This is a genomic window from Acinetobacter oleivorans DR1 (assembly GCF_000196795.1).
GTDB lineage: Bacteria > Pseudomonadota > Gammaproteobacteria > Pseudomonadales > Moraxellaceae > Acinetobacter > Acinetobacter oleivorans.
Genome location: NC_014259.1, coordinates 3508928 through 3530262, shown reverse-complemented (window position 1 = coordinate 3530262; position 21335 = coordinate 3508928). Strand labels below are relative to the sequence as shown.

Sequence of the window (21335 nt, the reverse complement as noted above, 5' to 3'; positions counted from 1 at the left end):
AATGCGTTTCCCTACCTTAGTTTTTGATATTGAAACTTTAACTGATTTAAAAGCGGGAGCGCATTTATATCATCTTGATTTACCAGAGGCTGATGTAGAGCAAGCATTGACTAAACTCCGTCGTCAAGAATCAGGCATGGATTTTCAGCGCTTACCTTTGCATGAAATTGTTTGTATTTCTGGTCTATGGATTGATGAGTCTGGTTTCAGATTGTTTTCTTTTAGTCGTGAACAATATTCTGAAGCTGAGATTTTGCAAAAGTTCTTGTCAATTTTTGATAAGCGTCATCCGACTTTAGTGAGTTGGAACGGCTCACAATTTGATTTACCCGTCATTCTATTTCGCGCGATGTATCATGGGCTTTCTGCTCCGGGCTTGTTTGATCAAGGTGAGATTGATAGCCAGAAGCGTTTTAATAATTACCAAAACCGTTATCACCATCGCCACATTGATTTAATGGACGTGATGGCAATGTTTAATGGGCGTAATTTTCAAAAGCTTGATGATATTGCCTGTATTTTAGGTTTGCCGGGTAAACGCGGTGAATCGGGTTATCATGTGCCTGAATATGTTCGTAATCAACAGTGGTTAGAATTGACTAGCTATTGTGAAGGGGATGTACTCAATACATGGTTTATTTATTTGCGTTGGCTCGTACTAAAAGGCCAGTTGAGCGTAGATGAACATAACCACTGGATTAGTTCGAGTATTGAATATTTACAGACCATGCCGCAGCAGTCTGATTTTCTTGAAGTATGGAAACGTACTTCCAAGCATACTGAGTTTACCTCTCACTATTTTAATCCTTCAGATTTTTAGGTTCATCCTTTGAAACAACAAGCCAAATCTCGCAAGCCTCAACAACCTGAATATATTTTTCAAGTTGAAACACTTTCTCATGAGGGGCGGGGAATTGCGCATTATGGTTCTCATCCTGATCATCCAGCAGATAAGCATGGCAAGAAAGTTTTTATTCGTTATGCATTGCCTGGAGAAACTGTAAAGGCTCAGATTACCCATCAAGCAAAGCGTCTTGAAGAAGCTGAGATGGTGCAGTTGTTAGGAGGACCTTCAACTCATCGCATAGATGCAATTTGTCCTCATTATGGTATTTGCGGTGGCTGTAGCATGCAGCATATCCATCCTGATGAACAAATCCGTTTAAAGCAAAGTGTGCTCCAATCGCATTTACAACATTTTGCAGGCATTCAACCTGAACAGTGGCTTGAGCCAATTCGATCTTTACAAACAGATTATCGTCGTCGTGCTCGAATAGGGGTGCGCTATCTGCCAAAGCCAGATCGCTTAATTATGGGGTTTCGTGAACATCATAGTAATCGGCTAACTTCTATCCACACTTGTAGTGTTTTGGATAAAAAACTATCAGATAGTTTGCCTGAGCTGCGTATTTTACTCCAAAGTCTAAAAGGCAAAGCGCATATAGGTCATGTAGAATTAGCAAAAGGTGATCATGAAATTTCTTTATTGGTTCGTCATGTAGAAAAATTAAACAATTCTGATGTCAACCAATTAAAGCAATTTGCGTTAGACAAATGGTGGCAGTTGTATTTACAGCCTAAGGGGCCTGAAAGTATTCATCGTATTGATGATGAAAAAGGTGCTTTACGTTTACACTATGCCTTAGAGCGGTTTAATGTAAATTTTGCTTTTTCGCCATTGGATTTTACTCAGGTCAATGCCACAGTAAATGAACAAATGGTTCAATTGGCATGTGAATTGCTTCAATTGCAACCAGGTGAAAAGGTACTTGATCTATTTTGCGGTTTAGGCAATTTCTCACTCCCGTTAGCACGATGTGTTGGTGAGAGTGGTCAGGTTGTCGGTGTGGAAGGGAGTGAAGAAATGGTGCAGCGGGCAACAGCTAATGCAAAATGCAATAGTTTGGTGCAAGCAACCTTCTTTTCACAAGATTTAACAAAAGATTTTTCGCATCATTCTTGGGCAAATCAAGGATTTGATGCATTATTGATTGATCCTCCTCGTGCTGGTGCATATGAAATTATGCAGTATGTATCAAATTTTGGAGCAAAAAGAATCGTTTATGTATCATGTAATCCAGCTACACTGGCAAGGGATGCGGGTGTTTTGGTCCAATATGGTTACCAGTTAAAAAAAGCAGCTGTGATGGACATGTTTACGCACACAGAACATGTTGAATCCATTGCACTATTTGAAAAAATTCAAGAGATAAACGATTAAAAACATGAGTTACATATTGAGGAGAATGGTATGGTCACAGTACGTGAACAGTTACCTGAACAACTAACTGAGTTGTCCGAGGAAACGACTGTAGAGCATGCCGCCGAAACGCAAATCGGTTTAGCCTCATGGTTGGATCGGGTGCGTGAAATATTAGATGGGGCGAAGCTTGAACAGCTTGAGCAGGTTGCTCATTTAACCCTGCAAAAAGAGTTGGACTCAACGGTTAATCATCGTTCAAATACTTTCGCTACAGGCGTTGGAATGGCTGACATTCTGGCGCATCTCCATGTAGATGAAGATACTCTATCGGCAGCAATGCTTTATCGTAGTGTGCGTGAAGACATTACTGATATAGAAGAAGTAAAACAGAAATTTGGGGAGCAGGTCTATAACCTTGTCAAAGGTACTTTGGCAATGGGTAAGCTCTCGGAACTCATTGAGAAAAATAAACGGTTAGAAGATCATTTTAATAATAATCAACGAGAACATTTAAGTGGCATTTATAAAATGCTGATTTCGGTTACCGAAGATGTTCGAGTTGTTTTAATTAAACTTGCTGAACGTACCTATTCTTTACGAGAACTAGCAAATTCATCTCGTGAACGTCAAGAACGTGTAGCACGTGAAATTCTTACTATTTATTCGCCATTGGCGCATCGACTCGGTATTGCTCAGCTTAAGTGGGAACTTGAAGATCTCGCTTTTCGCTATTTAGCTCCAGATCGTTATAAAGAAATTGCGTCATTACTCAATGAAAAACGTTTAGAGCGTGAGCATTATATTCAGTTCGTGATTGATCGTCTAAAAAATGAGTTAGCGTCTTACGGAATCGAGTCAGAAATCACAGGTCGAGCAAAGCACATTTATTCGATTTATCGAAAAATGAAAAGCAAAAACCTGAGTTTTGATCAGCTTTATGATATTCGTGCCTTGCGTGTATTGGTCAATAGCGTTCCTGAGTGTTACCACTCTTTGGGTATTGTTCATCAAATCTGGCGTCACATTCCGCATCAGTTTGATGACTATATTACCAACCCGAAAGCAAATGGTTATCGCTCTTTGCATACTGCTGTAATTGCCGAGAATAAATCGCTTGAAGTACAAATTCGTACTCATGAGATGCATGACGAAGCAGAATTAGGCGTATGTTCGCACTTTAACTATAAAGAAGGTTCAAAGAATACCGACCATTCCTTTAATCATCGTTTGCATTCATTACGTGCTGTTTTAGAGCACTATCAAGAGCGTAATGAAACGACGGTGCATCAAAACGAAGATGAAACAGAAGGCTTTGAACAGTTACAAGACTTTGAAGGCTTTGAGAAGATTTACGTTTTTAGTCGTGATGGTGATATTAAGGAATTGCCACGTGGCTCAACAGTTTTAGATTTTGCTTACCATGTCCATACGGAAGTAGGCAACAAGTGTTATGCAGCGCGAGTTAACCAGCGCTATGTGCCACTGACCTATACTTTAAAAACTGGTGAGCAGGTTGAGATTTTAACTAAAAAAGATCGTGATCCAAACCGAGATTGGTTGGTCAATTCTTTAGGTTATATTAAAACCTCTCGTGCCCGTGACAAGTTGCGTCATTGGTTTAGACAGCAAGATCGTAGTAAAAATCTTGAAGTTGGCCGTGAACTTCTTAATAAAGAGTTAGCTCGTCTAGCGATTCACCCAAAAAGTATCGACCTAAATGATTACTCATCACATTTTAACGTGAAAACGGGTGATGACATTTTAGTGAGTCTAGTAAGCGGTGATATTAGCTTACATGCCTTGATTAATCAGGTGAACCGTCAAATGCATCTAGATCAGGATGAACCTGAACTAGTGCTTAAACCAGCATTAAATCCACGTGCTAGCCATACGTTATCGGCTCATGGAATCTTAATTGATGGTTTAGACAATGTAGAGCTGCACATCGCGCAGTGCTGTCAGCCCGTACATGGTGAGTCAATCGCTGGATATATTACTTTGAACCGTGGTGTTAGCATCCACAAAGTCATTTGTTCAGACTACCAACGTATGATTAAGCAAGAACCAGAGCGTGCTGTTGAAGCCGATTGGGAAATGCAACCAACACGTGGTCAAAGCGTTCAAATTGTGGTGGAAGCGTATGATCGTCGTGGTTTGCTTAAAGACTTAACTCAAGTGATTTTCTCTGACCAAATCAATATTCGTCAGGTCAATACAATTTCTGAAGCAGATGGTATTGCCAATATGAAGTTGTTAATTGAGGTTAAGGGTTTAGCACAGCTTTCTCGCTTATTGGCTCGCTTAGAGCAACAGCCTGGAATCATTAGTGCGCGACGCATGATTCAAGGTGTTTAAATAAATTGAGTAAAAAGGCTGTCAAATGACAGCCTTTTTACTATGCGTTACTTTCTGGATAAATAAATGTTAGTAAGTCGATTTAGAAACTGAGGGCTTAAAGTCGAGAGTTGGTAAAGCAGTTTGGTTTTTATGCCAACTGGAGTGTGAGTAGGTGTCCAGAAATGAGCTTTTTTCTCTACAAGCGCAAGCACCTGCTGAGCAATATCATTTGGAGTTAAATCTATCCCCATATTTTGAATAGTGCCTACATCCATATTGTTAACCATTGCAGTTTGCACAAACAGCGGCATCACATCTAAAACGCGAATACCATATTTTTTCCATTCCACATCTAAACCTTCAGTAATTCCGCGAACAGCAAATTTACTGGCTGAGTAAGAAATAAGGTCAGCTTGCCCGTAAATTGCAGAAGCTGAAGATAGATTGATAACACGTGCAAAAGAAGCTTGCTTCAAATAAGGTAGGGCAGCATGACAGCCATTGATGACACCGTTTACATTAATATTTATTGTTCTTTGGTGTGCTTTAATATCAGTTGTTTCAAATGCGCCAGAATATAAAATACCGGCATTATTTACTAAGATGTTGAGTTCGCCAGCCCATTCAGTAAATTCTTTTAATATGTGTTGCCATTGGTCGTAATCACTTACATCTAGATAGCCGGCACAGGCATTTGGCCCTAAGTCGTTTGCCAATTTTTGAGCAAGCGATTCATTAATATCATAAATGCCTACTTTATATCCTTGTTTGTAGAATACACGTGCAATTTCAGCCCCAATACCTTGAGCGGCACCACTAATCAGAATACTGTATCTCATCTTTTTTCTCTTTGTCAGTACAATAGTGCGACTGATTTAATCGCTTTGATTTTGATCATAACAAATTAAAATCTTAGTTTTACTGACCGACTTTTTAAACTTGAGGGTTACCATGGATAAATTGCTTAAAATCATGCAAGAGTTACGAGAAAAATGTCCGTGGGATCAAGAACAAACCCCAATGTCACTGACTAAATATGCGATTGAAGAAGCATATGAAGTCGAGGCTGCTGTTCGTCAGGGGAATATCGATGAAATCAGAAATGAGCTAGGCGATTTGTTATTACAAGTCGTGTTTCAATCACAAATGTTTAGTGAGCAAGGTGCTTTTAACTTTCAAGATGTGGTTGAGGCAATAAGTGAAAAGTTAATTCGCCGCCATCCACATGTTTTTCAGGCAGATCAATTTAATAACTTAACGCCCGAGCAAGTAAGTGAGCTTTGGAAACAAATTAAACAGCAAGAAAAACAAGGCAAGCCGCAATCAAGGTTGGACGAAATTAAACATGGACCAGCCCTATTGCAGGCACAAGAAATTCAAGAAAATGTAGCAAAAGTTGGGTTCGACTTTGAAACTGTAGAAGATGCTTATGAAAAACTAGAAGAAGAGCTAGACGAGTTCAAACAGGCACTAAAAAATCAAAATATTGATGAAATTCAAGATGAATTTGGAGATTGCCTGTTTTCATTAGTCAATGTAGGACGTAAACTTGCGATTTCAAGTGAAACCTCACTTTTATCAACAATACATAAATTTAGAAGTCGTTTTGCTTTTATTGAAGATCAAGCACGAAAACAGCAAAGAACATTAGAAGACATGACTTTGTCTGAAATGGATGAATTGTGGAATCAGGCAAAGCGGCAGTTAAGATTAGGGGAAAAAACACATGCATCTCAGCATGAATCTTTGGAAGAGTAAGTCTTATATTTTTATTATTTTATTTTGGAGCCTGATTTCTTCAAGCTTTGTTCAGGCTCAATCTTTTGATCAAAATTTTAAGGAGTGGAAGGCTAAACAGCAGATGTATGATCAGAAGTTGAGCATGCAACGCGCCTCGCATTCTAGCGTTCCAAAAAGCTCAGCCATGACTGACTCTTCGGGACAAGTTCACTTGAATCAAGCCAATATTGATGAGCTTCAAAAGCTAAAAGGTATTGGTGAGAAAAAGGCTCAAGCGATTGTAGAATACCGTCAAAAGAATGGTGGCTTTAAAAATATTGATGAATTTAAAAACGTAAAGGGCATTGGTCCAGCCATTTTTGAAAAGAATAAAGCGCGTTTGACTTTATAAATCATCTGTTTGTCAATTGTCATTTCATGCGCAAACTACAGAGAATCAAATTGCCCTTTGTGTGCGTTAGAGCTATGATTAGCGACAACTTGTTATTTACGTCCTGACGTAGGAGACAGCGTCTTTTGCAAACCTTGCGAGCGTCAAAATGTGGTTTGTCCACAGCCCAACTTCCTTCTTCGATTTTAGATGTGATCGATAGCCTGACTAAAGCTGGCTATGAAGCTTATATTGTTGGGGGTGGTGTCCGTGATTTAATGCTAGGGTTTAATCCTAAAGATTTCGATGCAGTGACCAATGCGACACCTTCTCAAATTAAAGAAGTTTTTGGCAGACGTTGCCGAATCATTGGTCGTCGATTTGAATTAGCACATGTCTATTCAGGGCGTGAGCTTATTGAAGTTGCTACATTCCGTGCCCCTCCTAAAAAAGCAGTCACTAGTGCCTCAGGCATGATTTTACGTGACAATAATTGGGGTACTATCGAACAAGACTTTGCTCGACGTGATTTTTCAATCAATACGCTATATTACCAACCGCGTAAGAGTATTGTGCTCGATTTCTGCAAAGCAATTGATGATGTAAAAAATAAAACTCTACGTTTATTGGGCGACCCGGCACAGCGCTTCGAAGAAGACCCCGTGCGTATGCTGCGAACTCTACGTTTTGCAGCCAAGTTAAATTTCAAAATTGATTCAAATATTCTCGATATCTTTGATGCTGAAATGACGCAATTACTGCGTGATGTCTCTCCGCATCGTTTATATGATGAATCTCAGAAGCTGTTCACAATGGGGCATTTGGCGCGTGTTTTGCCAATGTTGATTGAGTTTGGTGTCTGGAAGCAACTCTTTGCAGATATTCAGCCTAACCTCACTCCATTTATTTTAAGAGCGGCAAAAAATACAGATCAACGTATTCAGGTTGGGAAAACAATTAACCCAGCATTTTTCTATGCAGTGTTATTGTGGCAACCATTTTTAGAGCGTTGTGAGTTTTATTTATCTAAAGGTATTGTGCCGGCTGAAGCCCGTGCGCAGGCTGGTTTAGATGTCTTAAAACGCCAAGCAACACGAACAGTTATTCCTCGCTTTGCAGAAACTTTTATTCGTGAAGTTTGGGAAATGCAGACCCGTTTGCTTAATCCAAAACCACAGCAAATAGAAGCATTGGCTGGACATGCTCGTTTCCGTGCAGGTTTTGACTTCTTGTTACTTCGTGAAAAGTCTGGTGATGACACAACACAAGGAATGGGAAGCTGGTGGGAAGCCTACCAAGAAATGTCAAATGACGAAAAAGAAGCTGCGATTAGTCAATATAATCGTCAGAAAGCTAGAAACCGTCGTAAAGCTGTTGCTGAACCTATTGAAAATAATAAAGTTGACACGGAAATTGAACCTTTGGTTGATATTCCGGAACCACGCACTCGCCGTGGGAAAAAAGAACGTACTAGACAAGATCAGGCAGTTGGCCGATTTGTTGAAAAAGCGACTACTTCTGAAGCAGGCGTGATAGGCGATCATCCAATTTTAAAACGTAAGCGGGTACAACGTGATTTAAGCCAAGTCGTCTTTGGGCCAACGCAATGACAATAACCACTTATATTGGTTTAGGAAGTAATTTAGGCGATTCACGTCAAATTTTATCTGAAGCCATTGCTAAGCTTAAGACGTTAGGAATGGTTAAAGTCTCTAGACTTTATCAAAGTCCGCCTATGGGACCTCAAGATCAGCCAAATTATTTAAATGCAGTTGCAGAATTAAATACCGATCTTGCGCCTTTAGATTTGCTGGATCATTTACAACGTTTTGAGCAAGAAGCTGGTCGTGTACGGCTTCGTCGTTGGGGTGAGCGAACCTTAGATCTGGATTTGCTTATTTATGGCAATGAAAAAATTCACAATGAGCGCTTAACTGTGCCGCACATAGGAATTTTACAACGAGATTTCGTTGTGATTCCTTTATTAGATTTAGATGCTGATTTACAGATTAATGATCAGCCACTTAAAAATTTAGAACTGATACAGCAGCCAACGCTGACTGTACTTGCGGATGAGTCTTGGGCTTAAGCTCTCGATTCATTATGTTCTGCAAACTCCTGTAGAGGATATCATCATGATTAGTCTAAGTGACTTAAGAAAATTTAAAGCCGAAGGACGTAAGTTCTCTTGTCTAACTTGTTACGATGCAAGCATGGCAAAAGCAATGGAACTTGCTGAAATTGATACAATCTTAATTGGTGATTCTCTTGGAATGGCAATTCAAGGGCGAGATTCAACTTTGCCAGTAACCGTTGAAGATATGGCTTATCATACGGCAGCAGTACGCCGTGGTAATCAACATGCCTTGATTATGACTGACTTGCCATTTATGAGTTATGCAACCTTGAATGATGCTTTGCAAAATGCAAGAACAGTCATGCAAGCTGGCGCTCAAATGGTGAAAATCGAAGGCGGTGCATGGTTAAGTGAAATCGTGCAGGTTTTAACCCGTAATGGTGTACCTGTTTGTGTACATTTAGGCTTAACACCTCAATCTGTACATGTATTCGGTGGCTATAAATTACAAGCTAGAACACGTGAAGCAGCAGATCAGCTTATTGCTGATTGTACAGCAGTGGTTGAGGCGGGTGCGGCGGTATTATTGCTTGAATGTGTTCCTGCTCAATTGGGTCAAGAAATTGCTGAATTATTCCCAAATACGCCTGTAATTGGTATTGGCGCAGGTAATGCAACTGATGGTCAAGTATTGGTTGTACAAGATATGTTGGGCTTAACTTTTGGTCGAGTTGCGCGTTTTGTACGTAACTTTATGAAAGAGCAATCAGGTGAAACTGCAATTTTAGATGCTTTTAAAGCTTTTCATGCTGCTGTGCAGGATCAGTCTTTCCCTGCCAAAGAACATACTTTTCACGTTGAGCTGTAATTCATGAAAACAGAAACCACCATACAAGGTCTTGCAGCTTCTTTAAATCCTGCTAGAGCTGCACGTAAAATTATTGGTTTTGTCCCAACAATGGGAAATCTACATGAAGGGCATCTCACACTTGTTCGTGAAGCGAAAAAGCTATGTGATGTTGTGGTTGTAAGCATCTTCGTAAATCCGACTCAATTTGGTCCAGGCGAAGATTTTGACAGCTATCCTCGTACTTTAGAGCAAGATAGTCGCCTACTTGCTGATGTTGGCTGTGACATTATTTTTGCGCCATCAGTTGAGCAAATGTACGGTACACAACCGCGTTTAACCAACATCAGTGTCAGCCAGATTACAGATGCTTTATGTGGTAGTTCGCGTCCAGGGCACTTTGATGGTGTCGCTTTGGTTGTAACTAAGCTCTTTAATATTGTGCAACCGAATTATGCTTTCTTTGGACAAAAAGATTACCAACAGTTAGCCGTTATTCGTCAGTTTGTACAAGATTTAAATATTCCTTTAGAAGTGATTGGCGTGCCAATTGTTCGTGCAGCAGATGGTTTGGCGCTTAGCTCAAGAAATGGTTATTTAAGCGCTGAGCACCGTGAGATCGCTCCGGTTATTTATCAAAGTTTGAAGCAGGCTGAGCAACAGTTACATCAAGGCAAAGATTTGCAACAAGTTGTAGAAGATATCAAAACTCAGTTGACAGATAATGGCTTTGTTGTTGATTATGTCGAAGCTCGTCAGACAAATCTGTTACCTGCTGCTCAATTTGATCGTGATATTGTGTTGTTTGTCGCGGCAAAACTAGGTGCAACTCGTTTGATTGACAATTTAGAAGTTGCCTTTACACCCCAATAAAAGAGATCAAAGGACAGCCATGCCATGAAGCGTATACTTATCGTGACAGGACAGTCTGGTTCAGGAAAATCTTCGGCCCTTCAAGTATTAGAAGATTTGGGCTATTACTGTATTGATAATTTGCCTTTGGCATTGCTGCCTGAAATTGTGGCAAAGCTAGATCATGAAAACAATCTGGAGCAATTAGCTTTAGGTGTGGATGTAAGAAGTACTCGGGCAGATATGCAAGAGTTCGATCATGTGTTTGAGCAATTACAAAGACATGGAACTGTTGATGTTATTTACTTGACGACACAAGATCAGGATCTGATTGCGCGTTTTAGTGCATCGCGTCGCCCGCATCCATTAGCTAATCGTTTTAAAAGTTTGTTGCAATGTATTCATGAAGAAAAGCAGTTACTGCTTCCAATTCAGTTTCGTGCTACGGTTCATATTGATACAACGGATAAAAGCGTTCATGATTTAAAGCATATTTTACTGTCTAAATTGGGGCAGTCAGATAAGCTTATTGTCATATTGCAGTCATTTGGATATAAACATGGCATTCCTTTAGATGCCGATTATGTTTTTGATGTACGGCATTTACCAAATCCGCATTGGGATTTAGAATTAAGACGTTTTTCTGGTTTGGATGAGCCAGTAAGACTATTTTTAGAAGCAAGTCCGCAAGCAAACGAAATGTTTGATGATATTCTTCACTTCTTAAAAAAATGGCTTCCCGCATTTGCTGAAGGACATCGTCACTATATGACGATTTCTATTGGTTGCACTGGGGGGCAGCATCGTTCGGTTTATATCGTAGATAGACTAAAACAAGCACTTGAGGCAGAATGGTCTGTTCAGGTCTTACACAGAGAAATGAAGCACTGGTCATGATAGACACAACTGTTGATGTAATTAATAAACTCGGTTTACATGCTCGTGCATCAGGAAAACTGATAGAGGTCACTACAAAGTTTCGTTCGTCGATCCAGATTGGAAAAGGCGATCATTTGGTAGATGCAAAAAATATTATGTCTTTGCTGATGTTAGGTGCAGGTAAAGGGACCACTTTGCGATTGGTCATTGATGGTACCGACGAAGAGCAGGCATTAAATGAAGTACTGGCGTTATTCGCAGCAAAATTTTATGAGGCAGATTAATCGTGGCACGTGGTTCCCAACGTTATACTGAAGAAGATTTCGGTTCTTTAGAAGGACGTGCAAGTAAAACCGAACAGAAAAAAGCAGTGCAACGCATGGCTGCTTTAGGTGAGCAACTCGCACAACTTTCTATTAAACAAATTCAGAAACTTCCAGTTGATGAGCGTTTAATTGATGCTTTAATGGAAGTGCAGAACATTAGTTCTTTTGAAGCACGTCGTCGCCAATTTCAACGTATTGGTAAGTTATTGCGCAATGAAGATGAGACTGTTATTTTGTCTTATTTAACCCCGCAGCAAGGCGCAAAAAGACAGGCTCAATTAATGCGTTGGGTTGACCGCATGATTGAACAGGGTGATCCTGCAATTAATGAATTTAGTAAAATTTATAATGCATCGGAACGTCACACTTTGCGTCAGCATGTATTGAGAATCAACCGCGATAAAACTCAACAGGCGAGTGAAGCAGATATTGAGGCATCAAAAGTTAAATTTGTTAACTATGTGCAGCAAATCGCATTATTGTCTGATCAAGGCTAAATGCGCTTAAATAAAAAAAAGCGACGCTCAAGGCGTCGCTTTTTTATTTATATATTCTCAGCACGTTCTTTTGCCCATTCTCGCAAAATAAACTTCTGTAATTTGCCGGTCGATGTTTTTGGAATTTCTGTAATAACCACATCTTTAGGAACTTTAAAGCGTGCTAATTCTTTTTGGCAATGTTCAATAATTTCTTCCGGTGTTGCGGTAGCACCCATTTTTAATTCAATAAATGCGCAGGGTACTTCTTGCCAACGAGCATCGGGTTTAGCGACGACGGCAGCAGTTAAAACAGCTGGGTGCCTATACAACACATCTTCTACTTCTAGAGATGAAATATTCTCTCCACCTGAAATAATAATGTCTTTTGATCGGTCAGTAATTTTTGCATAACCATCGGGATGGCAAACGGCTAAGTCTCCCGTGTGGAACCATCCGCCAGCAAAAGCTTCTTGAGTTGCTTGAGGGTTCTTTAAATAGCCTTTCATGACAATATTGCCACGAAACATAATTTCCCCCATGGTTTGTCCATCATTCGGGACAGGCTGCATTGTTTCGGGATTTAGCACACGCATACTGTCTTGTAATGGATAGGGTACACCTTGACGGGAATGAAGCTGAGCTTGTTCAGCAATTGAAAGCTCATTCCATCCAGATTGTGAAGCACACAAGGCAGAAGGACCATATGTTTCTGTTAAGCCATAAACATGGTTGACGTTAATTCCCATGTTTCGCATACCTTCAATAATAGCAACAGGAGGTGCTGCTCCAGCAACCATCACTTCAACATGGTGATCAAAGTTTGTTTGTTTTTCTTTAGGTAAGTTAATAATCATTGAAAGAACAATCGGTGCCCCACAGAAATAATCAACCTTATGTTCTGCAATGAGTTGCATGACTAATTCTGGGTCGACTTTGCGCAAACAAATATTCGTTCCACCGCTTGCTGCGATACTCCATGCAAAACACCAGCCATTACAATGGAAAAGCGGTAATGTCCATAAATACACAGCACGAGGTTTCATTCCACAGGCTAAGATATTACTAGCAGCATTGAGATAAGCCCCACGATGATGATAAACAACGCCTTTAGGATTACCTGTAGTTCCAGATGTATAATTTAAGCTAATCGCATCCCATTCATCTTCTGGTAAATGCCATACAAAGTTAATATCGCCTTGGGCTATCCATTCTTCATATTCAAAAGAGCCGATAAACTGATTTTCACCTTCATATTCATCATCAGCTACATCAATCACAATAATGTGTTGGTCAGGAATAAGAGAGAGGGCTTCTCTTGCCAAATTAACAAATTCAGGGTCAACCAACAGCACTTTACTTTCAGCATGTTCAAGCATGAAAGCTATGGTTTTTGCATCTAAGCGAGTATTGAGTGTATTAAGTACGGCACCAGCCATTGGAACTGCGAAATGTGCTTCAACCATGGCAGGAATATTTGGTAATAAGACCGACACCGTATCATTTTTTTCAATTCCCAGTTGTTTGAGCTGAGAAGCAAACTGGCAACAACGTTGGTAAGTTTCTTTCCATGAAATTTGGCGCTTACCATGAATAATCGAAGCTTGATTTGGATAAATATAAGCTGCACGCTCTAAGTAGCGTAGAGGTGACAATGCAACAAAGTTTGCGGGTGTGCGTGGTAACTCATCATAAGCACTAACCATGGTAAACAACTCCGTGTTCTATTTTTAATTCATTCTTTGAAAATATGACTTAATACGCATCAAAGCATCTATGCTTTAGTCTTAAACAGAAATACCCTTCAGTCAGAAAATGAGCAAAAATGCTATTTTCTTCATCTTAAACCACTTGCGCTGAGTGTGTTTAAAAAATCTTCCCAATATATTTTTAAGTCATTTATTGCTGTTTACCTGATAAGCAAAATGTATTTATGATTTTGTGGGCTCAAAGGTTTTCACTTTGCTTGAACAAGTGTAAAATCTTTCAGGTTTTTTAATTTTGATTTACACCGTTTTTATATTTTGAGGTTCGCCTCGATCATAATCTCGCGGTGAAATGCTCCTTCGTATAGGGCATCACTCCTTAAGGATTTTTTTATGCCAATTATCACATTGCCAAATGGCGATCAAAAAAGTTTTGATCACGCTGTATCTGTTATGGAAGTTGCCCAAAGTATCGGGCCTGGTCTAGCAAAAAATACTGTTGCTGGCCGTGTAAATGATCGCTTAGTTGATGCATGTGACTTAATTACCGAAGATTCGACCTTACAAATTATCACTCCAAAAGATGAAGAAGGTCTTGAAATTATTCGCCATTCTTGTGCACACCTTGTAGGACATGCTGTTAAACAGCTATTCCCTGAAGCCAAGATGGTGATTGGTCCAGTCATTGAAGAAGGTTTTTACTACGACATCTGGATGCCTCGTCCGTTTACATTAGACGATATGGCAGCGATCGAAGAGCGCATGAAAAAGCTCATCGATCAAGATTACGATGTCGTTAAAAAAATGACACCACGTGATGAAGTAATTGCTGAATTTACTGCACGTGGCGAAGAATACAAATTACGCTTGATTGCAGACATGCCTGAAGAAACACAAATGGGCTTGTACTACCATCAAGATTATTTGGATATGTGCCGTGGTCCACACGTACCAAACACCAAATTCTTAAAATCATTCAAGCTGACAAAAATCTCTGGCGCTTACTGGCGCGGTGATGCGAAGAATGAACAGCTTCAACGTATTTATGGTACAGCATGGGCTGATAAGAAACAGCTTGCTGCCTATATTAAACGTATTGAAGAAGCTGAAAAGCGCGACCACCGTAAAATTGGTAAAGCCTTAGACTTGTTCCATATGCAAGAAGAAGCACCGGGTATGGTGTTCTGGCATCCAAATGGTTGGACAATTTATCAAGTTCTTGAACAATACATGCGTAAAGTTCAGCAAGACAATGGTTACCTTGAGATTAAAACTCCACAAATCGTAGACTTTACGCTTTGGGAAAAATCTGGTCATGCGGCAAACTACGCTGATAACATGTTTACGACTCATTCTGAAAGTCGTAATTATGCGGTTAAGCCAATGAACTGCCCATGTCACGTGCAAGTTTTCAACCAAGGTTTGAAGTCTTACCGTGATTTACCAATTCGTTTAGCCGAGTTCGGTTCTTGCCATCGTAACGAACCATCTGGTTCTTTACACGGTATTATGCGTGTACGCGGTTTTACACAAGATGATGCACATATCTTCTGTACTAAAGAACAAATTGGTCAAGAAGTGGCAGATTTTATCAAGCTCACTTTAGATGTTTATAAAGATTTTGGCTTTGAAGAAGTGCAAATGAAATTGTCTACACGTCCAGAAAAACGTGTGGGTGATGATGCACTTTGGGATATGGCTGAGAAATCTTTAGCAGATGCTTTAGATGCAGCGGGTCTTGAGTGGGAATTACAGCCAGGTGAAGGTGCGTTCTACGGTCCGAAAATTGAATTCTCATTGAAAGACTGTCTCGGACGTGTATGGCAATGTGGTACTATTCAGTGTGACTTCAACTTACCAGAGCGTTTAGATGCGTCTTACGTAACTGAAGACAATGATCGTGATCAGCCTGTTATGTTGCATCGTGCAATTCTTGGCAGTTTTGAACGTTTTATTGGTATACTAATTGAACACTACGCTGGTTTCATGCCACCTTGGTTGTCGCCGTTACAAGCATGTGTTATGAATATTACTGACTCTCAGGCTGAGGCTTGTGAGAAAGTCGTAGCAAAACTCAAAGAAAATGGTCTTCGTGCTATTTCTGACTTGAGAAACGAAAAAATCGGATTTAAGATTCGTGAGCGTACTTTAGAGCGTATTCCTTACCTGTTAGTTCTTGGTGATCGAGAAGTTGAAGAAGGTACAGTGAATGTACGTACCCGCTCAGGAAAAAATTTAGGTACTATGTCAGTAGATGCATTCATTGACTTAGTGAAGTCTGCCGTCGCCGAACGCGGCCGGTATATTGTGGAGTAAGAAAGATTAAACAGCCTGACCGTAACCAACAACAAGGTGCAAAAAGCAACCGTCCAGCAATTAACGATGAGATCCGTGCAAAAGAAGTACGCCTCGTCGGTGCTGAAGGTGAGCAAAAAGGAATTGTTTCATTAAGTGAAGCACTGCGTGCTGCTGAAGAGGTTGAACTTGATCTTGTTGAGATCGTTGCAAACGCCGAGCCGCCTGTTTGTAAAATTATGGATTACAACAAGCACTTGTTTGACCTTAAGCAGAAGCAAAAAGATGCGAAGAAAAAACAGCATCAAGTGCAAGTGAAGGAAATCAAACTGCGCCCTGCAACTGATGTTGGTGATTATCAAGTTAAGCTTCGTGCTATTTTGAAATTCCTTGAAGAAGGAAACAAAGTGAAGATCACTTTACGTTTCCGTGGTCGTGAAATGGCTCATCAACAACTTGGCTTAGCTCAATTGCAAAAAATTGAAGCAGACGTGGCTGAGTATGGGGTTGTGGAACAAGCACCAAAAATGGAAGGCCGTCAAATGGGTATGTTACTTGGACCGAAAAAGAAAAAGTAATACTCAAAAAAAGCACTGCAAAAGCAGTGCTTTTTTTTACTCTAATATTAATAAAAAATATCACTTAACTTTTCTTTATTCAGTTTTATTTAAGACAACTGCTATATTTTTTTTAAGAAATTCAATTCACGAATTTTATGTGTTTTTTAGTGTTGGAAATCTCATCGTTTCTCTTAAAACATGATATAACGCAAGACGCAGTCATGATAACGATGAATAGGAAAATAGAATGATTGATCTATATTATTGGGGCACTCCCAATGGACATAAAATCACAATTGCCTTAGAAGAAATGGGACTGGATTACACCCTTTACCCAATTAATATTTTAGAAAATGATCAATTTCAACCAGATTTCCTGAGAATTTCTCCAAATAACAAAATTCCTGCGATTGTTGATCAAAATGGACCTCGTGGTGAGCCGATATCTATATTTGAATCGGGTGCTATCTTGCAATATTTAGGACGAAAAACTGGATTATTTTATCCAGATGATGAACAAGAGCGAGTTGAGGTTGAGCAGTGGCTCATGTGGCAAATGGGCGGGTTAGGGCCTATGCTTGGGCAAAATCATCATTTTAATCGTTTCGCCCCAGAAAAAATTCCCTATGCCATAGATCGCTATGTAAATGAAACTAAACGTTTATATGGTGTACTTAATAAACAATTAATTGGTCAGAAGTTTGTTGCTGGTGAATATTCAATTGCTGATATGGCAATTTTACCTTGGATCTTGCGTTATGAATGGCAAGGTATTCAACTTGAAGACTATCCATATGTACAAGAATATATTGTGCGCTTAACAGCACGTCCAGCAGTTCAGAAAGCACTATCAATTAAAGTGGCTTAATTTCTTGCCTAGATTTAATAAATGCTTAAAGCAAAAAGTCATTTGGTGTAATTGATTATGCTGAGTTACTTTTTGCTTTTTATCAGTGCTTTTGGTGCTGCCACATTATTACCTCTACAGTCTGAAGCGGTATTGGTAACCTTATTGTTAAAGGAACAATATTCAGCTTTGCTTTTAATCAGTACTGCTACTTTGGGTAATGTATTGGGTTCTTGTGTCAATTGGTGGTTAGGCCTAAAGATAGAGCAGTTTAAACATCGAAAGTGGTTTCCAGTTTCTGAAAAGCGTTTAGAACAAGCCCAGCGCTTTTATCATAAGTATGGCTTTTACTCTTTACTTTTAAGTTGGGCGCCTATTATTGGTGATCCAATTACTTTAGTTGCTGGACTCTTCAAAGAAAATTTTTGGCGCTTCCTTGGTATTGTTATTATTGCTAAAGCAGGGCGCTATTTGTTTATTTACTGGGTGGTGATGGGTTTTATTTAAAATAAAAAGCATCCGAAGATGCTTTGATTTATAACTATTTAAATTAATCTTCTGAGCTTCTGGTGATATCAACTTTAAATAGATCGTTCGTTTTGATCCAACAGAAAGTCACAACAACCAGCGTCATGCAGCCTCCAAAAATTGTAGCGGTAATCGTGCCTAAATATTTAGCCGCTAAACCTGACTCAAATGCACCAAGCTCATTACTTGATGAAACGAACATCCCGTTTACAGCAGCAACGCGACCACGCATATTTTCTGGTGGGAAAATTTGCAAAATGGTTTGTCTTACAACCACAGAAATACTGTCACAAGCGCCTGTCATAGCCAGCGCAAAAAGAGATAACCACATATTGTTTGAGAAGGCGAATAGAATAGTAAATATTCCAAAACCTGCTACAGCAAGTAACATGTTACGCCATGCGTGCTGAGTTGGCGGAAAGCGAGTCAAAGCAATCATGGTAATAAGTGCGCCAATAGAGGGAGCAGCTCGCAAATATCCAAGCCCTTCCGGACCGACTTTTAATATATCTTCTGCGAAAATTGGTAATAACGCGATAACGCCGCCAAATAAAACAGAAGCTAAATCAAGAGAAATCGCCCAAAGAACAATTTTGGTTTTCCAGATAAAACGGAAACCGTCTCCTAAGCTTTCTAAAATATTGTCCGTTTCAATTTTAGGGAAATCACGTTTATGCAATAAGTTAATTAAAATAAAGCAAATACCAAGCAAAACAGCAACGCTAAATAGGCTGGTTTCTCTGCCTAAATAAGCAAGCATAAAACCACCCAGCATTGGTCCAATAATTACACCACTTTGCCAGCCAATGGTTGTCCAAGTCGCACCATTTGCATAAAGTTCGCGTGGAATTAAAAATGGTTTTAAAGATGTTGCAGAAGGATTGTAGAAACCGCGGATTGTTCCTAAGCCAAAAATAACAGCATAAATGCCCCAAGAAAGGAAGCTAACACTGATATGCCCTAAACCATGTAAGTGGAAAAGTAACCATAAAACTAGGGGAAGGGGAACTGAGAAAAATAAACAGATTTTCATAATAATCTGTTTATTAAACCTATCTGCAAAATAGCCTCCCCAAAGAGAAAGGGCAATAAAAGGAATGGCTTCAGCAAGTCCGATTAAACCTAAAGTCAGTGGGTCTTTGGTGATTTGATACAATGAATAGGCAACAATAATTTCTTGAATCAAAATTGCGAGCGTTAGGCAAAACTGATTGATCGTAACGATAGAGAAGTCTCGATACCGTAATGCAGCGAAAGCATCATTTTGTATATTCATATTCTTTTGAATTTAAGAGATTGCACTTATTATAGGCGATGATTTTGTGGATTTTCTCGTAATTTGATAATTGATTATAGAAAATATCGTTTATATAAAATAGACAATTTACTATCAAAAAATGAGCATTTTACTTTTGTTTTAAGTTGGGATGCTTTAGAATATCGGCTCCCTTACCTGCAGGTCGTTTTTGCAATGGTGCAAACGTTCCGAACAGGTGTTCAAAAGAGGTTGTTATGCCTAAGATGAAAACTCGCCGCGGTGCTGCTAAACGCTTCAAAGCGACTGCACACGGTTTCAAGCGCAAACAAGCATTTAAGCGCCACATTTTGACCAAAAAATCTGCTAAACGTATCCGTCAATTACGCGGCTGTGTAATGGTTCATGTTTCTGACGTGAACTCAGTTCGTCGTATGTGCCCATACATCTAAGGAGATTATAAATGGCTCGTGTAAAACGTGGTGTAGTGGCTCATCGTCGTCACAAAAAAATTCTTGCTCGCGCTAAAGGTTACTATGGTGCTCGTTCACGCGTTTACCGCGTAGCGTTCCAAGCGGTAATCAAAGCTGGTCAATACGCTTATCGTGACCGCCGTCAAAAGAAACGTCAATTCCGTGCTCTATGGATTGCGCGTATCAATGCTGGTGCTCGTCAAAACGGTTTGTCTTACAGCCGTATGATCGATGGCTTGAAAAAAGCTCAAGTGATCATCGACCGTCGCGTATTAGCTGACATCGCTATGCATGATGCAGTAGCATTTGCTGCTTTAGCTGAAAAAGCTAAAGGCGCATTAGCTGCATAAGCTTAGAGATTCAAAAAGAGGCCGCTTTTTAGCGGTCTTTTTTATTTTTAGTGGTTCTATTTTAAAAAAGAAAATAATCAGAGATAAATGATGAAAGACGAAAAATTTCTAAAGGACTTAATTCAAAAAGTACAGCAAGGCCACCAGTTTAAGTACTTATGTTTCTGGGGGCATACTCCTAAACAAGCTGATCTTGTTGATAAAAGCTGTTTTAGCCAGTGGTTTCCTGCGCAATTTAAAGTAGAAGGTGATGAATACTTTACTGCTGAGCACTATATGATGGCGAAAAAAGCAAAGTTATTTAATGATGAAGAAATTTTTGCACAGATTTTGCAGGTTAAACATCCGAATGAGGCGAAACAGCTAGGTCGTAAAGTACGTAGTTATGACGAACAGATATGGCAAGAAAATAGATTTGACATAGTGGTGCAGGCGAACTTTGCTAAATTCTCTCAACATCATAAATTGAAAGAATTCTTATTCGCCACAAAAGACCGTATTTTGGTTGAAGCATCTCCAGTCGATAAAATTTGGGGAATTGGTATGGCGCAAGACCATCCACATATTCAAGATCCATCTCAATGGCAAGGCTTAAATTTGTTGGGTTTTGTTTTAATGCATGTTCGAGAGCGGCTTTTAGCTGAATAAGTTTTTATGAAACAAATTGGTGCTTCACTTTAAAAGTAGTGACAGGAGGAGAACGAATTGCAATCACTAAATGAAAGAGAAATTCGTATAGCTACTTTTAAGGATGCATTATCTATTGCAGAAGTACATGTGCAGTGTTGGAAAGAAACCTATACAGGTATGCTTAAGCAGGAAATATTAGACAAGCTTAACGTGCTAGATAAGGAACAGTTATGGAAAGAAATCACTAAAAGCCCTGATCATAAGTTATTTATCTATACTGAAAATGGAATAGTGAAAGGCTTTCTCGATGGTTATTTAAATCCAGAAAATAATATTGCTGAAATTCTCGCTTTTTATCTTTTAAGAGAAGTTCAAAAACAAGGCATAGGCCGTGAGTTATTCCAAAAGTTCTATCAATGGGCTTTAAATCAAGGTTATGCTTTTATTCGTTTAGACGTTTTTAATAAAAATCCAAGCCGTTTTTTCTATGAAAAAATGGGAGCCAGAATAATTGGCGAAACCGAACTACCGGAGTTCGGCTTCGAAATAACAGAGTTACTTATCAATGGAAACTCTAATCTAAG

22 protein-coding genes and 1 pseudogene are annotated in these 21335 nt (G+C 39.5%); 20 read left to right on the top strand and 3 right to left on the bottom strand.

Annotation, left to right across the window (positions count from 1 at the left end; genetic code table 11):
- The first annotated feature begins 1 nt into the window (after position 1).
- From AOLE_RS16600 to AOLE_RS16590, 3 genes are read left to right on the top strand one after another with little or no spacing between them, the layout of a single operon-like run.
- Positions 2-820: a 3'-5' exonuclease gene (locus AOLE_RS16600; RefSeq protein WP_013198936.1), complete on the top strand. Its 819-nt coding sequence runs from the start codon at positions 2-4 to the stop codon at positions 818-820.
- A gap of 9 nt (positions 821-829) precedes the next feature.
- Positions 830-2221 (top strand): 23S rRNA (uracil(1939)-C(5))-methyltransferase RlmD, encoded by a 1392-nt coding sequence (rlmD, locus tag AOLE_RS16595; RefSeq protein ID WP_013198935.1) that lies wholly within the window; start codon positions 830-832, stop codon positions 2219-2221.
- A 30-nt stretch (positions 2222-2251) separates the two neighbouring features.
- Positions 2252-4558 (top strand): RelA/SpoT family protein, encoded by a 2307-nt coding sequence (locus AOLE_RS16590; RefSeq protein WP_005302395.1) that lies wholly within the window; start codon positions 2252-2254, stop codon positions 4556-4558.
- A gap of 47 nt (positions 4559-4605) precedes the next feature.
- Here the strand turns inward: AOLE_RS16590 and AOLE_RS16585 are convergent, their stop codons facing one another.
- Entirely contained in the window at positions 4606-5379 is a 774-nt protein-coding gene (locus tag AOLE_RS16585) for an SDR family oxidoreductase (RefSeq protein ID WP_013198934.1), read from the bottom strand.
- A 112-nt stretch (positions 5380-5491) separates the two neighbouring features.
- Between AOLE_RS16585 and mazG the strand changes: the two genes are divergently transcribed.
- From mazG to yjgA, 9 genes are all read left to right on the top strand, one after another.
- Positions 5492-6298: a nucleoside triphosphate pyrophosphohydrolase gene (gene mazG / locus AOLE_RS16580; RefSeq protein WP_013198933.1), complete on the top strand. Its 807-nt coding sequence runs from the start codon at positions 5492-5494 to the stop codon at positions 6296-6298.
- The gene (locus AOLE_RS16575) at positions 6267-6671 is read left to right on the top strand and encodes a ComEA family DNA-binding protein (RefSeq protein ID WP_013198932.1); all 405 of its coding nucleotides are present in this window, start codon (positions 6267-6269) and stop codon (positions 6669-6671) included. Before mazG ends, AOLE_RS16575 begins: the two co-directional genes overlap by 32 nt.
- A 125-nt stretch (positions 6672-6796) precedes the next feature.
- Positions 6797-8260, top strand: coding sequence for a polynucleotide adenylyltransferase PcnB (pcnB, locus tag AOLE_RS16570; RefSeq protein WP_013198931.1), 1464 nt, complete (start codon positions 6797-6799; stop codon positions 8258-8260).
- Positions 8257-8739, top strand: a complete 483-nt coding sequence (gene folK, locus AOLE_RS16565) for a 2-amino-4-hydroxy-6-hydroxymethyldihydropteridine diphosphokinase (protein ID WP_013198930.1) — start codon at positions 8257-8259, stop codon at positions 8737-8739. The genes pcnB and folK overlap by 4 nt, the downstream gene beginning before the upstream one ends.
- Before the next feature lie 46 nt (positions 8740-8785).
- Positions 8786-9595, top strand: a complete 810-nt coding sequence (gene panB / locus AOLE_RS16560) for a 3-methyl-2-oxobutanoate hydroxymethyltransferase (RefSeq protein ID WP_004794557.1) — start codon at positions 8786-8788, stop codon at positions 9593-9595.
- Positions 9596-9598: 3 nt separating this feature from the next.
- Positions 9599-10447, top strand: a complete 849-nt coding sequence (gene panC / locus AOLE_RS16555) for a pantoate--beta-alanine ligase (RefSeq protein ID WP_013198929.1) — start codon at positions 9599-9601, stop codon at positions 10445-10447.
- 24 nt (positions 10448-10471) lie between these two features.
- On the top strand, positions 10472-11323 hold the full coding sequence (gene rapZ / locus AOLE_RS16550; protein WP_004794551.1) for an RNase adapter RapZ: 852 nt from the start codon (positions 10472-10474) through the stop codon (positions 11321-11323).
- Positions 11320-11589: an HPr family phosphocarrier protein gene (locus tag AOLE_RS16545; protein ID WP_013198928.1), complete on the top strand. Its 270-nt coding sequence runs from the start codon at positions 11320-11322 to the stop codon at positions 11587-11589. Before rapZ ends, AOLE_RS16545 begins: the two co-directional genes overlap by 4 nt.
- 2 nt (positions 11590-11591) lie before the next feature.
- Positions 11592-12128: a ribosome biogenesis factor YjgA gene (gene yjgA / locus AOLE_RS16540; protein ID WP_005302413.1), complete on the top strand. Its 537-nt coding sequence runs from the start codon at positions 11592-11594 to the stop codon at positions 12126-12128.
- Positions 12129-12175: 47 nt separating this feature from the next.
- Here the strand turns inward: yjgA and AOLE_RS16535 are convergent, their stop codons facing one another.
- Positions 12176-13813, bottom strand: coding sequence for an acyl-CoA synthetase (locus AOLE_RS16535; protein WP_013198927.1), 1638 nt, complete (start codon positions 13811-13813; stop codon positions 12176-12178).
- Positions 13814-14206: 393 nt separating this feature from the next.
- On the opposite strand from AOLE_RS16535, the gene thrS reads away from it, so the two are divergent.
- The 4 genes from thrS to AOLE_RS16515 all read left to right on the top strand — a co-directional run bounded on the left by thrS (position 14207) and on the right by AOLE_RS16515 (position 18022).
- Positions 14207-16129, top strand: coding sequence for a threonine--tRNA ligase (gene thrS / locus AOLE_RS16530; RefSeq protein ID WP_004794546.1), 1923 nt, complete (start codon positions 14207-14209; stop codon positions 16127-16129).
- 5 nt (positions 16130-16134) lie between these two features.
- Positions 16135-16686: a translation initiation factor IF-3 gene (infC, locus tag AOLE_RS16525; RefSeq protein WP_081399203.1), complete on the top strand. Its 552-nt coding sequence runs from the start codon at positions 16135-16137 to the stop codon at positions 16684-16686.
- 229 nt (positions 16687-16915) lie between these two features.
- On the top strand, positions 16916-17536 hold the full coding sequence (locus tag AOLE_RS16520; protein ID WP_005302422.1) for a glutathione S-transferase N-terminal domain-containing protein: 621 nt from the start codon (positions 16916-16918) through the stop codon (positions 17534-17536).
- 57 nt (positions 17537-17593) lie between these two features.
- Positions 17594-18022: a YqaA family protein gene (locus AOLE_RS16515; protein WP_013198925.1), complete on the top strand. Its 429-nt coding sequence runs from the start codon at positions 17594-17596 to the stop codon at positions 18020-18022.
- 43 nt (positions 18023-18065) lie between these two features.
- Here AOLE_RS16515 and nreB read toward each other — a convergent pair whose 3' ends face one another.
- Positions 18066-19319, bottom strand: a complete 1254-nt coding sequence (gene nreB, locus AOLE_RS16510) for a nickel resistance MFS transporter NreB (RefSeq protein WP_013198924.1) — start codon at positions 19317-19319, stop codon at positions 18066-18068.
- A gap of 236 nt (positions 19320-19555) precedes the next feature.
- Between nreB and rpmI the strand changes: the two genes are divergently transcribed.
- From rpmI to AOLE_RS16490, 4 genes and pseudogenes are all read left to right on the top strand, one after another.
- Positions 19556-19750 carry a 50S ribosomal protein L35 gene (rpmI, locus tag AOLE_RS16505; RefSeq protein WP_003655048.1) on the top strand — a complete coding sequence of 65 codons (195 nt, stop codon included), beginning with the start codon at positions 19556-19558 and terminating at the stop codon, positions 19748-19750.
- A gap of 11 nt (positions 19751-19761) precedes the next feature.
- Positions 19762-20121 (top strand): 50S ribosomal protein L20, encoded by a 360-nt coding sequence (rplT, locus tag AOLE_RS16500; protein ID WP_000124858.1) that lies wholly within the window; start codon positions 19762-19764, stop codon positions 20119-20121.
- A 90-nt stretch (positions 20122-20211) separates the two neighbouring features.
- Positions 20212-20769 carry an NADAR family protein gene (locus AOLE_RS16495; protein ID WP_023274320.1) on the top strand — a complete coding sequence of 186 codons (558 nt, stop codon included), beginning with the start codon at positions 20212-20214 and terminating at the stop codon, positions 20767-20769.
- Between the two features lie 57 nt (positions 20770-20826).
- Positions 20827-21329, top strand: a pseudogene (locus AOLE_RS16490) (N-acetyltransferase family protein).
- The last annotated feature ends 6 nt before the right edge of the window (positions 21330-21335 follow it).

Excerpts from the sequence above, each read along its gene's own strand:
- AOLE_RS16600 (WP_013198936.1), top strand. The coding sequence starts at position 2 with ATGCGTTTCCCTACCTTAGTTTTTGATATTGAAACTTTAACTGATTTA.
- AOLE_RS16590 (WP_005302395.1), top strand. The coding sequence starts at position 2,252 with ATGGTCACAGTACGTGAACAGTTACCTGAACAACTAACTGAGTTGTCC.
- AOLE_RS16585 (WP_013198934.1), bottom strand. The coding sequence starts at position 5,379 with ATGAGATACAGTATTCTGATTAGTGGTGCCGCTCAAGGTATTGGGGCT.
- mazG (WP_013198933.1), top strand. The coding sequence starts at position 5,492 with ATGGATAAATTGCTTAAAATCATGCAAGAGTTACGAGAAAAATGTCCG.
- AOLE_RS16575 (WP_013198932.1), top strand. The coding sequence starts at position 6,267 with ATGCATCTCAGCATGAATCTTTGGAAGAGTAAGTCTTATATTTTTATT.
- folK (WP_013198930.1), top strand. The coding sequence starts at position 8,257 with ATGACAATAACCACTTATATTGGTTTAGGAAGTAATTTAGGCGATTCA.
- panB (WP_004794557.1), top strand. The coding sequence starts at position 8,786 with ATGATTAGTCTAAGTGACTTAAGAAAATTTAAAGCCGAAGGACGTAAG.
- panC (WP_013198929.1), top strand. The coding sequence starts at position 9,599 with ATGAAAACAGAAACCACCATACAAGGTCTTGCAGCTTCTTTAAATCCT.
- rapZ (WP_004794551.1), top strand. The coding sequence starts at position 10,472 with ATGAAGCGTATACTTATCGTGACAGGACAGTCTGGTTCAGGAAAATCT.
- AOLE_RS16545 (WP_013198928.1), top strand. The coding sequence starts at position 11,320 with ATGATAGACACAACTGTTGATGTAATTAATAAACTCGGTTTACATGCT.
- AOLE_RS16535 (WP_013198927.1), bottom strand. The coding sequence starts at position 13,813 with ATGGTTAGTGCTTATGATGAGTTACCACGCACACCCGCAAACTTTGTT.
- thrS (WP_004794546.1), top strand. The coding sequence starts at position 14,207 with ATGCCAATTATCACATTGCCAAATGGCGATCAAAAAAGTTTTGATCAC.
- AOLE_RS16520 (WP_005302422.1), top strand. The coding sequence starts at position 16,916 with ATGATTGATCTATATTATTGGGGCACTCCCAATGGACATAAAATCACA.
- AOLE_RS16515 (WP_013198925.1), top strand. The coding sequence starts at position 17,594 with ATGCTGAGTTACTTTTTGCTTTTTATCAGTGCTTTTGGTGCTGCCACA.
- nreB (WP_013198924.1), bottom strand. The coding sequence starts at position 19,319 with ATGAATATACAAAATGATGCTTTCGCTGCATTACGGTATCGAGACTTC.
- rpmI (WP_003655048.1), top strand. The coding sequence starts at position 19,556 with ATGCCTAAGATGAAAACTCGCCGCGGTGCTGCTAAACGCTTCAAAGCG.
- rplT (WP_000124858.1), top strand. The coding sequence starts at position 19,762 with ATGGCTCGTGTAAAACGTGGTGTAGTGGCTCATCGTCGTCACAAAAAA.
- AOLE_RS16495 (WP_023274320.1), top strand. The coding sequence starts at position 20,212 with ATGAAAGACGAAAAATTTCTAAAGGACTTAATTCAAAAAGTACAGCAA.